The sequence below is a fragment of the Mycobacteroides franklinii genome, assembly GCF_002013895.1.
Classification (GTDB): domain Bacteria; phylum Actinomycetota; class Actinomycetes; order Mycobacteriales; family Mycobacteriaceae; genus Mycobacterium; species Mycobacterium franklinii.
The window spans coordinates 15,034-28,959 of sequence record NZ_MAFQ01000019.1 but is presented as its reverse complement, the minus strand read 5'-3'; the positions used below and the strand labels follow the sequence as shown (position 1 = coordinate 28,959).

General features: G+C 63.5%; 14 protein-coding genes and 1 pseudogene. 6 read left to right on the top strand and 9 right to left on the bottom strand.

What is annotated here, in order from left to right; translation table 11 throughout:
- Nucleotides 1-87: 87 nt before the first annotated feature.
- Nucleotides 88-876 carry a ParA family protein gene (locus B4393_RS24850; RefSeq protein WP_078336391.1) on the bottom strand — a complete coding sequence of 263 codons (789 nt, stop codon included), beginning with the start codon at nt 874-876 and terminating at the stop codon, nt 88-90.
- A 102-nt stretch (nt 877-978) separates the two neighbouring features.
- Between B4393_RS24850 and B4393_RS24845 the strand changes: the two genes are divergently transcribed.
- From B4393_RS24845 to B4393_RS24835, 3 genes are read left to right on the top strand one after another with little or no spacing between them, the layout of a single operon-like run.
- The gene (locus B4393_RS24845; RefSeq protein ID WP_269087575.1) at nt 979-1,623 is read left to right on the top strand and encodes an acid phosphatase; all 645 of its coding nucleotides are present in this window, start codon (nt 979-981) and stop codon (nt 1,621-1,623) included.
- 1 nt (nt 1,624) lies between these two features.
- A complete protein-coding gene (locus tag B4393_RS24840) occupies nt 1,625-2,734 on the top strand; it encodes an isochorismate synthase (RefSeq protein WP_078336389.1) in 1,110 nt (369 codons plus the stop codon).
- Entirely contained in the window at nt 2,727-3,212 is a 486-nt protein-coding gene (locus tag B4393_RS24835) for a GNAT family N-acetyltransferase (RefSeq protein WP_078336388.1), read from the top strand. Before B4393_RS24840 ends, B4393_RS24835 begins: the two co-directional genes overlap by 8 nt.
- Before the next feature lie 2 nt (nt 3,213-3,214).
- Here the strand turns inward: B4393_RS24835 and B4393_RS24830 are convergent, their stop codons facing one another.
- Nucleotides 3,215-3,622, bottom strand: coding sequence for a hypothetical protein (locus B4393_RS24830; protein WP_078336387.1), 408 nt, complete (start codon nt 3,620-3,622; stop codon nt 3,215-3,217).
- 76 nt (nt 3,623-3,698) lie between these two features.
- Here B4393_RS24830 and B4393_RS24825 point away from each other — a divergent pair.
- Nucleotides 3,699-4,451 (top strand): annotated as a pseudogene (locus B4393_RS24825) (diacylglycerol/lipid kinase family protein); the annotation flags it as partial.
- Nucleotides 4,452-4,472: 21 nt separating this feature from the next.
- Nucleotides 4,473-5,912: a recombinase family protein gene (locus B4393_RS24820; RefSeq protein WP_023870415.1), complete on the top strand. Its 1,440-nt coding sequence runs from the start codon at nt 4,473-4,475 to the stop codon at nt 5,910-5,912.
- 238 nt (nt 5,913-6,150) lie between these two features.
- Here the strand turns inward: B4393_RS24820 and B4393_RS24815 are convergent, their stop codons facing one another.
- From B4393_RS24815 to B4393_RS24800, 4 genes are all read right to left on the bottom strand, one after another.
- Nucleotides 6,151-6,645 carry a hypothetical protein gene (locus tag B4393_RS24815; RefSeq protein ID WP_023870416.1) on the bottom strand — a complete coding sequence of 165 codons (495 nt, stop codon included), beginning with the start codon at nt 6,643-6,645 and terminating at the stop codon, nt 6,151-6,153.
- Between the two features lie 19 nt (nt 6,646-6,664).
- Entirely contained in the window at nt 6,665-7,765 is a 1,101-nt protein-coding gene (locus B4393_RS24810) for a helix-turn-helix domain-containing protein (protein WP_023870417.1), read from the bottom strand.
- A 147-nt stretch (nt 7,766-7,912) separates the two neighbouring features.
- Nucleotides 7,913-9,502: an SIR2 family protein gene (locus B4393_RS24805; protein ID WP_033720768.1), complete on the bottom strand. Its 1,590-nt coding sequence runs from the start codon at nt 9,500-9,502 to the stop codon at nt 7,913-7,915.
- Nucleotides 9,503-9,647: 145 nt separating this feature from the next.
- Nucleotides 9,648-9,851 carry a three-helix bundle dimerization domain-containing protein gene (locus tag B4393_RS24800; protein WP_078336429.1) on the bottom strand — a complete coding sequence of 68 codons (204 nt, stop codon included), beginning with the start codon at nt 9,849-9,851 and terminating at the stop codon, nt 9,648-9,650.
- A 131-nt stretch (nt 9,852-9,982) separates the two neighbouring features.
- On the opposite strand from B4393_RS24800, the gene B4393_RS24795 reads away from it, so the two are divergent.
- Nucleotides 9,983-10,345 (top strand): hypothetical protein, encoded by a 363-nt coding sequence (locus B4393_RS24795; protein ID WP_023870420.1) that lies wholly within the window; start codon nt 9,983-9,985, stop codon nt 10,343-10,345.
- A gap of 393 nt (nt 10,346-10,738) precedes the next feature.
- Here B4393_RS24795 and B4393_RS27900 read toward each other — a convergent pair whose 3' ends face one another.
- From B4393_RS27900 to B4393_RS24785, 3 genes are read right to left on the bottom strand one after another with little or no spacing between them, the layout of a single operon-like run.
- Nucleotides 10,739-10,903, bottom strand: coding sequence for a hypothetical protein (locus B4393_RS27900; RefSeq protein WP_023870421.1), 165 nt, complete (start codon nt 10,901-10,903; stop codon nt 10,739-10,741).
- Nucleotides 10,896-12,437, bottom strand: coding sequence for a replication initiator (locus tag B4393_RS24790; protein ID WP_074243904.1), 1,542 nt, complete (start codon nt 12,435-12,437; stop codon nt 10,896-10,898). Before B4393_RS24790 ends, B4393_RS27900 begins: the two co-directional genes overlap by 8 nt.
- Nucleotides 12,394-13,848, bottom strand: a complete 1,455-nt coding sequence (locus B4393_RS24785) for an FtsK/SpoIIIE domain-containing protein (protein WP_033720764.1) — start codon at nt 13,846-13,848, stop codon at nt 12,394-12,396. The genes B4393_RS24790 and B4393_RS24785 overlap by 44 nt, the downstream gene beginning before the upstream one ends.
- Nucleotides 13,849-13,926 lie beyond the last annotated feature (78 nt).

Sequence of the window (13,926 nt, the reverse complement as noted above, 5' to 3'; positions counted from 1 at the left end):
CCTCGTAACTCTCCGCGCTGCAAGCGCGCGGAATGAGGCGATTCAGATCCACGGTTAGCGTCAATCTGAATCGAACGCGCAGTGAATTCAGTCGGCGGGCGGGGTGAAGGTCGGCATGGCCTTGCCGCTCTTCCAGTGCTTCACCAGGCTCTGCGCCAGCTCGCGATAGGCCAGCGCACCCTTGTTCTTGCGGCCCGCCAGCACCGAGGCACCCGAGGCACTCGCCTCGGCGAACCGCACAGTCCTGGGGATCGGCGGAGCCAGCACCGGGAGCTCGTAGCGATCTGCCACGTCCAACAGCACATCGCGACTGTGCGTGGTCCGTGAGTCGTACAGCGTGGGCAGCGCGCCCAGCAGCGTCAGCCCGGGATTGGTGATCTGCTGAACATCGGTGACCGTCCGCAGGAACTGGCCGACACCACGATGCGCCAGTGTCTCGCACTGCAGTGGCACCATCACCGAGTCGGCCGCCGTCAAACCATTCAGTGTCAGCACGCCCAGCGAGGGCGGGCAGTCGATGATCACCACATCGAACTCGTCGCCCAGCGATTCGAGCGCTCGTTTCAGCGCGTATTCGCGGCCCGCGCGCATCAACAGCATCGCCTCGGCACCGGCCAGGTCGATATTCGCAGGCAGTAGCGTCAGATCTTCACTGGTAGTAAGCAGCGCTTCCTTGATATCAGCCTGCCCCAGCAGCACCTCGTGCACCGAGAGCCCCAACCGGTCCGGATCCTGTCCCAGCGAGAACGTCAGGCAGCCCTGCGGATCGAGGTCGACCAGCAGAACCTTCTTACCGGCCTGCGCCAACGCCGCACCCAGCGACGCGACCGTCGTGGTCTTGGCCACCCCACCCTTTTGATTGGCTACCGCCAGCACCCGCGATGAGCCGCTTGGGCGAAGAACGTCCCGGTTAGTCACGCCCACATACTGGCATGCCGAACACAATCACGACGGAAGTCGGTACGGCACAATCAACCTGTGTCTGCCCCCATTCCCGATGGTCTTCGCGCGAGCGGCTCATCCCAGCACCGAATGTTGTTGCTACGTCACGGCGAAACCGAGTGGTCAAAAATCGGCAGACATACCGGACGCACCGACCTTGATCTCACCGAAATCGGTCGCGCCCAGGCTGTTGCGGCCCGCGAGGTGCTCAAGGATCTCGATCTGAATGACCCGCTGGTGCTGAGCAGCCCTCGCCGACGCGCGATTCAGACGGCCGAATTGGCCGGACTGAACGTCGCCGAGGTCTGGGACGATCTGGCCGAATGGGATTACGGCGCCTACGAGGGCCTGACCACGCCACAGATCCGCATGAACGACCCGGGCTGGCTGGTCTGGACGCACGGCTGCCCCGGCGGCGAGTCCGTGGCACAGGTACAGGCCCGAGCCGACCGGGTGATCGCGAAGATCACCACTGACCTCGCCCAACGCGATGTACTGCTGGTGGGCCATGGCCACTTCTCGCGCGCTCTGATGACCCGGTGGATCGATCTGCCTCTCGAAGAGGGCACTCGACTCGGCATGGCCACGGCCTCCGTCGCCGTGGGCGGTCATGAGCACGGCCAGCGCCAGGTGGCCGCGCTTGGCCTGACCGGGTATCAGCACCCGGTACCGTCAAGCTGACATGACGGCCACCAACTCCCCCGCGCACCCACATTTCGTGATGTCGCGGGCGACCGATGCGCTGTACGCATATGGCCGGGACACCACCTACGACGACGTCTCCAACGCGGCGGAGGCCTTGCGCAGCGGTCGTCATCACATGCTGGTTGGCGCCCTTCCTTTTGACACCACCGAACCCGCCGCGCTGACGGTTCCGGTCACGGTTCAACGCGGACAGCCGCAAGAGTTCTACGGCACCATGCCGAATATCCATGTGACGCAACAGATACCGGAGCCTTCCGAGCATCTGCGGAGGGTCACCGAGGCGGTCGAGGTGCTCCGCGACAGCCGCGCAGGGCTATCCAAGGTTGTCCTGGCACGCGTGCTGGAACTGCGGGCCGACGCGCCCGTGGACCCGTTGGTACTGACACATCGGTTGATCCGAAACGACCCCGATGCCAACAGCTTTTGCGTGGACCTCTCCCCAGCCGGTGACCGATTCCGCGGGCACACCATGGTGGGCTGCAGTCCAGAATTGTTGGTGGAACGCCGCGGGGACATGGTGATCTGTCATCCCTTCGCCGGTTCCGCCCCGCGATCCAAGGACCCGTCTCTGGATCGGCGGACAGGCGAAGACCTGGCGGGCTCACACAAGAACCGTCACGAGCACTCCGTGGTGATCGATCAGCTGCGTGAGGATCTCGCGTCCTTGTGCGTCGACGTGCAGGTGCCGCCGGAACCGACGCTGAGCCGTACCGCCGCGCTCTGGCATCTGAGCACCGCCATCAGCGCCCGCTTACGTCAAAGCTCAACCACGGCACTTGATTTAGCCCTGGCCTTGCATCCCACTCCCGCGGTGTGCGGCACCCCCACCAAGGGGGCGGCCGACCTGATCGCGCGCATCGAGGGCGATCGGGGATTCTATGCGGGCGCGGTTGGCTGGTGCGACGGCAACGGGGACGGTCGGTGGGCCGTCTCGATCCGTTGTGCCGAACTGTCCGCCGACCGCACCGCGATCCGCGCTTACGCCGGCGGCGGACTCGTCGCAGAATCGGACCCCCAAGACGAATTATCCGAGACCACCGTCAAATTCCGGACCGTATTGGCAGGGTTAGGAGCCGAGATTGAGTAACACCCAGATTCGCCGCGCTACCGAAGCCGACGTGCCCGCCATCGTCGGACTCATCGAGGATCTCGCGGAGTACGAGAACGCGCGCGAGGAGTGCCTCATCGCCCCGGAACAACTGCGCACGGCGCTATTCGGCTCGAATCCAGCCCTTTTCGCACACGTCGCCGAGGCCGATGGCGTGGTCTGCGGTACCGCGGTGTGGTTCCTGAATTTCTCGACCTGGACCGGACACCATGGCATCTACCTTGAGGATCTGTACGTCAAGCCCGAGCAGCGCGGTACCGGGCTAGGCAAGGCGTTGTTGTCGGCGCTGGCCGCCGAATGCGTAGCCAACGGCTATACCCGGCTGGATTGGGCTGTTCTGGACTGGAATACACCGTCCATCAAGTTCTACGACTCGATCGGCGCCAATCCACAATCGGATTGGATTACCTACCGGCTGCAAGGCCCGGCCTTGGCGGAGCTGGCCTCGGACCGCTGACGCTAGTCCGATTGGTCGGTATCGACCTCGTCACCACTGGCCCACATCTGAGCGGTGGGACTGAACAAGAACACCAGCGCGGCGACCGCGACAATCGCAATGGGTACGCCCAGAGCGAGCCGATGCGACCCCACGGCCGCGTACCAGGCCACGGGTAGCAGCAGCAGCTGCATCATCACCGCGATCCCCCGGCCCCAGCGCTTCCCCGCGACAAGCGCGAGGCCGGCCGCGAGCACGGCGGTACCGAATATGGCGAACCACGCGGCCGTTCCGTACCCGTTGACCACATGCTGATCGGCGCCGCTGGCCGCTCGCACCACCAGGACCAGCGCGATCACCAATCCCACCGCACCTTCGCCGGCAACGATCATTCCGGCGCGGCGAACAGTGTTCGGAACAGCTGTGGTCACCGGGCAAGCCTATGTGGCCTCATCCCGGCGGTGATGAGCAGCTTGCGTGAAGAACATCCGACTAGGCTCATGCCCCGTGCGTGCGGTCCTCATCGTGAATCCCAATGCCACCTCGACAACGGCGGCCGGGCGTGACCTGTTGGCTCATGCGCTGGAAAGTCGTGTCCACCTACAGGTTCTGCACACCGACCATCGCGGACACGCCAGCGAGCTGGCCCGTCGCGCGGCCGACGAGGGGGCGGCGGTCATCGTTGTGCACGGTGGCGACGGCACGGTCAGCGAAGTGGTGAACGGGCTACTTGGCCAGCCTGGCCACCCAGCGCCGGGTCCACTGCCCGCGATCGCGGTGGTGCCTGGCGGTTCTGCCAATGTGTTCGCCCGAACGCTGGGCATGTCGGCCGACCCCGCTCAGGCCACCAATCAAGTGGTCGATCTGCTCGACGAACATCGCCGCGAGCAGCGGCGATGGCGCCGCATCGCCCTTGGGCACTGCGGCGAACGCTGGTTCATCTTCAACGCGGGAATGGGCCTGGACGGCGAGGTGGTCGCCGCGATGGAGGCCCACCGCAACAAGGGCAAGCAAGTCACCGCAGGGCGCTACGTCACCCGCGCGGTATTGAGTTTCTTTCGCGCCGCCCGGCGCCAGCCGACGCTCACCGTTGAGCTGCCCGGCCATGAGCCGCAGCCGGGTGTCCACTTCGCCTTCATCAGCAATTCCAACCCCTGGACGTACGCCGACGAGCGGGCCATTTGGACCAATCCGGGCACGGGATTCGAGAGCGGCCTGGGCGTCTTCGCGTCCAAGAGCATGAACGTGCTCGCGAAGCTCAAATGTCGCTAAACTACCCTCATGGCGAAACCGAGAACTCCCGGTCAACGCGTCGGGGTGCGGTCGGCGGCGATCTACGCCCGGATCTCCGCCGATGTGGAGGGCACCGGGCTGGGAGTGGCACGTCAGTTGGAGGACTGCCGCAAGCTCGCCGCTGATCGGGGCTGGCAGGTCGGCGATGAGTACGTCGACAACGATGTATCGGCCTACTCGGGCAAGCCGCGTCGCGAGTACGCCCGGATGTTGGATGACCTGAAATCCGGTGCGCGTGATGCGGTGATCGTCTACAACCTCGACCGTCTGCATCGTCGCCCGGTCGAGTTGGAAGACTTCGTCACCCTGTGTGAAGTGGCGGGCGTGCGCGATGTCGCCACCGTGACCGCCGACATCGATCTCGGCAACGATGACGGGTTGTTCATGGCCCGGATTTTCGCCGCGTTCGCCGCCAAAGAATCCGGCCGCAAATCCGCGCGTATCCGCCGCAAAATGCTGCAGAACGCCGAACAAGGATTGCCGCACGGCCCAGCGCGGCCGTTCGGCTACGAACCCGACAAAATCACCCTCCGCCCCGACGAAGCGAAAGTCGTTCGGGAGATGGTGGACCGCTACCTGGCCGGGGCATCGATCCGATCGTTGACGATTTGGCTCAACGACACCGGGATCGCCCCGCCCGCGTCCACGTCGTGGCAGACCACCACCGTCCGCCACATCCTGGCCTCAGGACGGATTGCCGGGTTGCGCGAGCATCACGGGGAGGTGATCGGTCCCGCGGCGTGGCCGGCGATCATCACCCCCGCCGAGCGGGACCGCATCCTCGCCCGGATGACTGCCCGCTCAGTGACCAAGACCCGCGCCCCACGCACCTACCTACTGTCTGGGATGCTGCGCTGCGGACGCTGCGGGAACCGCTTGTTTTCCCAAGCCCGCCACAACAATCCAACCAACCGAGTCCGCCGCTACGTCTGCCTCAAAGGCCCCGACCACGGCGGCTGCGGCCGACTCACCGTGGTCGCGCAACCAGTCGAAGAACTGTTGACTGACGCGGTACTGACCCGACTGGACTCCCCGCAGCTCGCCGACGCCCTGAACGGGAAAGCCAGAGTCGACGCTGATGTCGCCGCGCTCGCTGCGCAGCTAGAAGCCGACCAGGCCCGCCTCGACGAGCTCGCCGCACTCTATGCCGAGGGCGCGGTGACCGCACGGGAATGGATCGCTGCCCGCGACCCCATCACCAACCGCATCACCCAAACCCGCCGCGACATCGCAAAAGCCACCGACACCAGCTCAATAGTGGACCTCGTGGGCACCGGCAACGCGCTACGCGGCCAATGGGACGGCCTCGACATCGACCGCCAACAAGCCATCATCAAATCAGTACTCGACCACGCCGTCATCGCACCCGGCACCCCCGGCTCCCGCGGCCTCGACATCAACCGCGTCCAGCCAGTTTGGCGTGTGTAGATCGCGCTTCTGTCGCGCAGGCACGACTGTCGCAAACTGTTCCAGATTGGACCCGTGTGACAATCCGGCTGGTGTCCGACTTGCTATTTCGTCGTTCATGCCAGGCGTCCTGGTCAACGGCGACAGGCGCTGCCGACTTAGCATCGGATCACAGAGGGCGCACTGTGCAGATCAGTCCTGGCGACCGGTGCGCCATGATCAGCCATGAGTGACACCTGACCGGCAGTGTGAAACCGGGTCACCTGAACAGCTCAGCGCCGGATCTCACGGGCAGGCGCATATCTGTGGCGAGTAGGGCATCGATCAGAGCGATAGTCTGGTTTTGGTCTCGGTCGAAGATCTCGGTGTGAGCTTGCGCGACCAGCCGCATCGTATCGATGAACGGTATGTGGCGCAGTTTCGCTTGTTCCACTGCCGCGCGTTCATCGAGAACTGCAACCAGTCCACGATGTTTGGCACAGGCGATGACGGCGCACTCGCCCATGTGCTCACCAGTGCCGCCCCCAAGCACCACTTTGACGTGCAGTGCTGTCCATTGTTCGTCGTCATTCATGAATATCCGCTCTGCCCACGCTGCCGAATCCACAGAAGGCACACCAGGATGGAGGTTTCTTGCCTTGTCGATCTCCACTTCGACCTCGCGCGGCACCAGCACGATGCCCTGAGGAGCCAAGCGCTCAAGGACACCGCTGTGACCGGCGCGGCAGAAATGGGTGAATGTGCTGGTGTCCATCACCCATTGCGCGGCGGGGTCAGTCCCCACCGACCGCGAACAGCGTTCGTAGGCTGGCGAGAGATTCCGTTTCCCGCTCTGGAAGATCGTCGCGGGTCATCGTTGCGCGAAGCAGTTCGATTGTCCTGGCGGCGGTCAATCGACCGGATGTGTAGCCCTCTACACATGCGGCGGCGAACCCTGGTGAAAGATAAGGGCATTTCGGTTCGTCGTCCCAGGATAGTTCCAGCCGAACGTAATCCCCGTGGCGGGGTTCATGGTCCAGTAGAGACTGAAACACCTCATATGAAATGAGGTCCAGGTTCTTTAACTGACCGACCGCCGCCTTCCAGCTCAGCCGAAACTGTGCTCCGACAGCGAGTGCACGGTCACGGGTGCTCCATTCGCTGTGTTCGTTCCAGACCTTTACCACTCCTGCACGAGGAGCGAGGAAGTGGATGGCGAATGACATGATCATCTTCTCGTGATCATCACCTGGTGACCCGTCATAGGCGTCGCCACACAGCCAGTGCCCGAGTTCATGCGCGAGGGTCATACGCCGTCGACCAGAGCGAACGTGCCCGTTGACAACGGCAACCGCCACGCCGTGGCTGACCTCAACGCACCCACCGTCAGGTCCGTTCTCGCCCAGCGACGCCGCATAGGTGTACAGCCCCAATCGTTCGCACACGTGCGCGAGGTGGTGTACGGGCTCATTGCCGATATCGAGCTGGTCTCGGACGTGCCTCGCCAATTGCTCGGCATCCTGGTGAGTGTGCGGGGTACGTGCCTCCTGGTCCCGCTTGACGGGATGAAGCAGGCCCATGTCGAGCAGCGTCCGCGTATCGCTGGCGAACAACTCGATCTCGTCGTCGAGGGCCCGCGAGGTCTCATCGGGTCGGGCGCTGTCTGACCGGCGGCTGACCACTGCTGGCAGCGGCTCGTTGACGAAGAAGGCGAGCGGACGCCTCAGCGCCTCTGCGATGGCGACCATCTCGGTCATGGCGAGTTTGCGTTCGCCCTTCTCGGCACGAACCAGCGCCGTGCGCTCCATGTCGACCAGCTCAGCGAGTTTGCTCTGAGGGATGCCCGCGTCTTCTCGCGCTCGGGCAACACGGTGTCCAAGCGTTACGTGGTCCATGTGTGCGATTTTCACACATGAAGGTCGGAGTGTCGATACCGGGCCCTCTACCTGCGGAATTACGCGGCTGTAGTTCCCAGCCCAACGACACCACTGCCGCAGAACCATGGGAGATGGTCACGGTCTCCGGAGCCGGCGAGATCGGACTCACGCAGCGGTCCAGTCCGCCTTGGGACCGTACTTGAGTAGGTCGTAGATGCACACCGCCTTCGTGAACTGTGAGGTCATTTTGCCGTCCTCGTCGGTGTATTCATTCTCACATTCGATTAGGAAGTTCTTGAGCACCCGAGGCTCTATTGCGGTGTGCGCGAACGCCCCGAAGTGTGCCAGCACCTCATCGGTCGTGCAGTACTGGATCATCCCCTTGAGCGACTTATGTGTCTGCGCAAGAGTTTTCGCCTTGCGCATAATGCTGGTGCTGGGCCGCAGGTTGCTGGTGTCCTGAATGCGTTTCAGCAACTTTGGTGAGATGTCCTGGTCGTCCTTGATGTGCCCGCTGGTGTCGAGATACCCCGCCGCCCTCAGATACTTGTACATCGGGAAATTGCCGGCACGACTCATCATCTCGGGCAGCGTCATCTTCACCACGAAGTCAGAATCGAATTCCGCTGTCTCGTGCAGCACGTCGTGGCAGAGATCCTGGCGGGCGACCATCTTGTATCCACGCTTCTGAACCGCGGCAATAACTCCCACTCCGACGACGAACTCTGCATCGTCGTCAACAACTGCGTCGAGGTCGGTCACGTGCAGGAGCCTGTCCTGAGCCTCACTGTCGAGTACGAGCTTGTACAGTTTCTCCTTGATCTGGCGCAGGGTCCGCCTCGGAATCTTCTGATCGAGAGCGGCTAGGACATCGAAGATCGCCTGGAAGTCGGGCACGGTGATCGCGCGAACGGGCACGTTGTGGGCATTGGCACCAATAACCGTCGGCACCATCGAATGCTGGCTACCTTCCTGCCAGTTCACGAACAGCAACCGATCCTGCAACCGCGACATGTGCTCGTCGGTGAGACAACTGGCAAGACTTCCAAGGATCGACTGGACGTTGCTGTCGGTCATGCTGTAGCCGATGAAGATCACCGGATGCTCGGCGAAGAACGTCAGGAGCTTCGCCGCGAGGTAGGCGTTGCGGTCGCGAAACACTGCGTAGTCGGACTCTGTGATGACTAAACTGTTCGGGTCGTCCAGACTGCCGTGGATCTTGTAAATCTCGGCGATTCCAGTCGGATCGGAGAAGACAAGCTCATCCTGCCCGACGAACACACGATAGTCGGGGAAGACCGTCTCAAGGAACGGGTCGTAGTTCGTCGTGATGATCGCGTCGACCTTGGCGTTACGCAGTGCATCGACCTCTGACCTCAGCGCTCTGGGAATCGAACTCTTTAAACCTATGTCCTTCAGAACCTCGGCGACATAGATCTTGAGCGCGCTGTCGGGTCGAATCAGCTTGTCGGAGTGCTTATTCCGCAGCGGCTTCTCCTTGGCAGTCCACAGCCTGTCCTTGAGCGGCTCCACGAGTAGCTCGGCAATCTTCGGCAGGTCTTCGCTGGCGGTCGACCTGTAGTAACTGAACTCACGGTCGGTCATGCCTGCCAGCATTTCCAGCAGTGACTGCCAGTCCGGCATGTTGAGATATCGCCGCGAAACCCCCGACCCAGCGAACAGGATCGGCGCAGCGGCGAAGCGCGCGAGATGCGCAGCAAGGTCGCTGCGGAACTTGTCATCGAACCCTGCCACTGATCACCTTCCGATTGACGGCAACGTCAACCGGCAGAGTATCGCGGCCGTTGCTGTTAACTGGGCTAAATAGGTGTAAGCGATCAGAGTCCGCATGGCTCCGCCCCCGGTCTTGACGGCAGGGGGCGACTCGACCCAAGCGGAATTAGGCGCTGGTTGCCATGTGATGCTGTGCAAGATGGCTGCGCGCGTGCTTCTCGACGAACAGCGGAACGAAATCTCGAATCGGACTCGCATCAAACCGAGCGTGAGCCTTACGGACCGCAGCATCAACATCCGCCAACGTGACCCCGGGAAACTCCTGGATCAGTCTGCGCTCAACCTCGGCCAACACCGTCTGCTCGGCAATCTCGATCATCGGCCACCAGGATCCATGTCCAGTCCGATCGCCGTCAACCAACAGAACTATGAACCTCAGACGGCCGGCGAAGGTAGTCCGCTGGCACACCAGGTCACCGCAGAAGTGACACGATAATCCTCATGACCGATCCGAATGTCGCTCAGGCCGCGCTGCTGATCACCGCCATCAACGAGCAGCTTCGCGACATGACACGGAGGCTGGCGGTCGCCGAGCGTGAAGGGGCCTGCGGGCACCACCCGGCACGGGCACAAGAGATGCGCTCGGTCACCGCCGAGCTTCGCCGCGACATCGACCGGGCCCAGTTCCTCATCACGCGGCTACGCCACCGCTTCCCCGAAGTCGACGTCTACGCGCCGACTACGGCGGCGGACGGGACGGAAGGTGAGGTGCCGATCACCGAAGCCGCTCGCAGTGACAATGCCCGGAATCGGGCACCAAACAGCTCGACGAGCAGCGACGTGCGCCGAGTCATCGCAGGCTGAACCGCAGCACTTACTGCCCTCAATAGTGCGGCCGGCAGGTCGTCTCCCAGGGATATACCGCCCTCAGATTCGCGGCGAGAACAGCTGACGCCCAGCGTCACAGATCGACGTCGGTTTCCACTCTCCCCGACGACTCCTGATGTCGCCGCCGGACCGAGACCATCGATAAAGCACTACATCGACGACAACAACAACCGTCCCCTCGTCTTCTCTGGTCGCAGGCGACGGTGCGGGTCGTGACGGGTGATGTCAAGGCTCGAACCGTGGTTCGCCCGCACGCGGCGCTGGCGTTGACATCACCCGTCACAACTCAGCTTGGAGTTCTTGCATCCAGGAGAAGAACAGTGCCATATAGGCGCTTCGTCATGCTCGGCGGGATCGACTACTCGTGGTTTACCGCAGCAACATCGCGATGTCAGCCAGCACGGTGGGGTTGGTGACGGCAACCGATACCTGTTGGCGTTCGCACGATTCCGTGAGCCATTCGGTGAACTCTTCACGGCTGTACGATCTTTCGTCTCGGACATTCTTGGCGGTGTGGGGTTGTGGGCTAACCATCGAGCACCTCGACAGGAGCGCCACGGCGGGGCTGTCTTGCCTCGCGCGCGGTATGACGCTGCTGGATGCGGCGTAGTGAGGCGCTGATGATCAGTGTGCGTTCGCCGAGGCTCGCGTGCCCCGCGCGGTCGAATTCCCACGCGACCAGATCGTCATCGTCAACAGCGCCGCTGGAACCCCTATACGGTCTCTGATCAGGGTGTTGTGCAGTGCTCTTCGATTGTTGTTTGCGGGTCCAGGTGGCGCGCCGTTGCCGTAGGGCGGTCATGGTGGTGGAGTAGCGGCGGGACTTGGAGGTGATGTGACCGCGGAACCCGAGAGTGTGCAGCCACCGTCTGATCCCGCTGAGTCCTTTGTCGGCGAGCGCGCTGATGGTGGTCAGGATGGCACGCACATGCTCGGACACGTCCAGGTCGCCGATCGCTTCGGTGGAGAGGCGTCGTGCGCTGATTCCGAGGTCGGCCAGGGACTTGGTGACGTACTTGGCGAGATAGCGCGCCACCCGCCTCCCTGACAGTGACCCGGCGATACCTGAATTCTGCTCAGCCGAACCCGTTTTCTCGGGAGCCGAGGATGCGGTGAGGGGTTGGGTGTCGATCTGCGTACCGAACCTGATCCTCCGCACGGCGCTGTCGGTGGTGGGATCGGTCAGGGCGAGCGTCACGGTGCGGGCCGCGTGCTCGATGATGGCGGCAAGTTTGGTTGCACTGGTGGGTGATTCCCAATCGGTCTGATCCGGGTCGTCACCGTTCTCGTGCGGATCGAGGCGGATCAGGGCGTGGATGTGCGGGATGGCGCGGACTTGCAGTTCAATGATTTTGATGAAGCTGACCCGCACCCCGTCCGGATCCACACCTGTGGCTTTCAGTTCTTTGTGTAGGGCGCGTCGCAGGGTGATGGTGAAGCGGCGCCACAGTTCAGGTAGGTGCCAGGTGAACAGCACATGCCCGACGTAGTCGTAGCACTCGCTACAGAGCGGCTGACCGACACGGCCTTCGCCATGATCATGGACGGTGCTGCACCACAACGGTTTTCCATGAGGGCAGCGGCGATAGCCACCGATGCGGTGATGATCCCGACACACGCCGCGCTTGCCGTCGCCACCGCGTGTGGCCGCATGAACGGCCCCGTAGCTGGGGGCGGTAAGGGTGAGGAACACTTGCGGCCGGTCGGCCACCGTGATGGGCATGCCGTGATGCCCGCCCGCGGCGCCGGCATGGACGAGTTGCCAGGTGTCGCGAGCGTAGAGGTCCGAGCAGGAGGGGCAGATGTGGGCGCGGCGATTATTGCACCGCGTCCACACCACCCGATCCCGCCTGTATTCATCGGCACCGACGAGTTGGATGGGGTGGGCGCAGAATCCAACTGATTCGGCTCGCCGCCACCATGATTCGAACCCCATCGAAGATGCTCGGCGCACCATCTGCTCGACCACCTTCGCCGTGTCGACCGTGTCCGGCACCCCGGGCAGGGCGAGCTGGCCCAGGTAATCAACGCTGTTCACTGTTGCCCTCACCCGAAGTGTGGCCGGCATCGGTGGCGCGTGGCCGGCGGGTGCTGCTTGCTCGGCTGGTGGGGCGGCGGAAGCGGCGCGCGAGGGTGGTGATGTCGTGGTCGGTGACGTGGAAGGCCCGCACCCGCTGCGGCTGAGCGGTGCCGTCGATCAGCATGTACCCGACACCCGGGGCGGTGTCGGGGATCCGGTCGCATTCCGCCCCGGCGTCACGGGCTCCTTGCCCGAGGACCATGGTGGTTTGGGTGGCTTCGGTCAGCCGCAACCCGATCCGCACGGTGAACAGCTGCCGCACCGGCAGGGTGTCTTTGGCCGGGTCTTGCACCGCGGCCACCACACTGATCCCCACTGCGCGGCCTTGGGAGAGCAGCAGGCCGAGGAGTTGTTCAATTTCGGTGCGGACCTTGCGGTCGGTCACATACGCAGTCAACGCGGCGATCTCATCGATCACCACTACAAACAACGGCTCAGCCGATGTCGGGGTGTGTAGCCGGGTGTGGCCACGCAGCCGGTTGGCCCGTGCGTGCATCACCGTCACGAGTTGGCGGAGGAGTTCCAGGGTGGTGTCGGTGGCGTCGTGGGTGAACACCGTGAACATCGGTGCCCCGGCGCCCAGTTCCATGCCGCCTTTGGGATCGATGACACACAACCGCACCAGCCCGGTTTTCACCGCTGGGGCGATCCCGGCAATCAGCGACCACAACACCGAGCCTTTCCCGGCGCCGGTGGCTCCCGCGATCAGCACATGATGGCCGAGCAGCGGTAGCTGCCAGCTGTGGCGGGTTTCGGTGATCCCCACCGGCACGGCCCCCAGATCCACCGGGGTCACCGCGGTGGGTATCGGCAGACCAATGGGTTCGGCGAGCACATCCCCGCGCATCAACGTGATCTTCAGTTCGCCGGGGGCGGTCGCGCGGATGGTGATCCGGTCGGCGCGCCACGCGGCGGCCAACGCATCGGATTGCTTGTGCCAGTCGGCCGTCGATTGGCCGGTGACGATCCGCACCGCCAACACATCGGTGGTTCTGCCGATGCGCACGTAGCGCAGTGTGGGTGTGAGGGTGCGTTCGCCGAGGCGGGCGGCCAGGCCGTGCAGGGTGCATGTCGATTCCCAGCTGCGGGTGTAGCGCGACCAGGTCAGCCACCGTCGGCGTACCGGTTCGGTCACCCAGCCGCGAAACGAGCCTCGATCGAGCCACGCCCAGCCTGCATACGCGACGCTCGGTGCGAGCGCGCAGACTAGGCCCGCACGCGGGCCATGGGTGATGCCGAGTGCGAGGCTGGCGATGATGGGGAGGCTGATGGCCGGGAACAGCGCCGCCCACCACAGCAGATATCCGGCCGCGGTGAACAGAGACATGACCAGATCCCCGAACCAGTCATCATCATTATTCTGCTCAGTGTTGTTGGTGTTCCTATTGTTTAATGCCATGTCAGGTGCCCTTCGTGAGCGAAATGGTCGGCAGGAGTTCCCCGGGGGTGGGGCGCGACGATCTGCTCAACGCGCGCC

Bases quoted from the DNA above. Each gene is read 5' to 3' on its own strand.
- B4393_RS24840 (WP_078336389.1), top strand. From the start codon at position 1,625: ATGACGGCCACCAACTCCCCCGCGCACCCACATTTCGTGATGTCGCGG.
- B4393_RS24820 (WP_023870415.1), top strand. From the start codon at position 4,473: ATGGCGAAACCGAGAACTCCCGGTCAACGCGTCGGGGTGCGGTCGGCG.
- B4393_RS24815 (WP_023870416.1), bottom strand. From the start codon at position 6,645: ATGGACACCAGCACATTCACCCATTTCTGCCGCGCCGGTCACAGCGGT.
- B4393_RS24810 (WP_023870417.1), bottom strand. From the start codon at position 7,765: ATGGACCACGTAACGCTTGGACACCGTGTTGCCCGAGCGCGAGAAGAC.
- B4393_RS24795 (WP_023870420.1), top strand. From the start codon at position 9,983: ATGACCGATCCGAATGTCGCTCAGGCCGCGCTGCTGATCACCGCCATC.
- B4393_RS27900 (WP_023870421.1), bottom strand. From the start codon at position 10,903: ATGGTTAGCCCACAACCCCACACCGCCAAGAATGTCCGAGACGAAAGA.
- B4393_RS24790 (WP_074243904.1), bottom strand. From the start codon at position 12,437: ATGCCGGCCACACTTCGGGTGAGGGCAACAGTGAACAGCGTTGATTAC.
- B4393_RS24785 (WP_033720764.1), bottom strand. From the start codon at position 13,848: ATGGCATTAAACAATAGGAACACCAACAACACTGAGCAGAATAATGAT.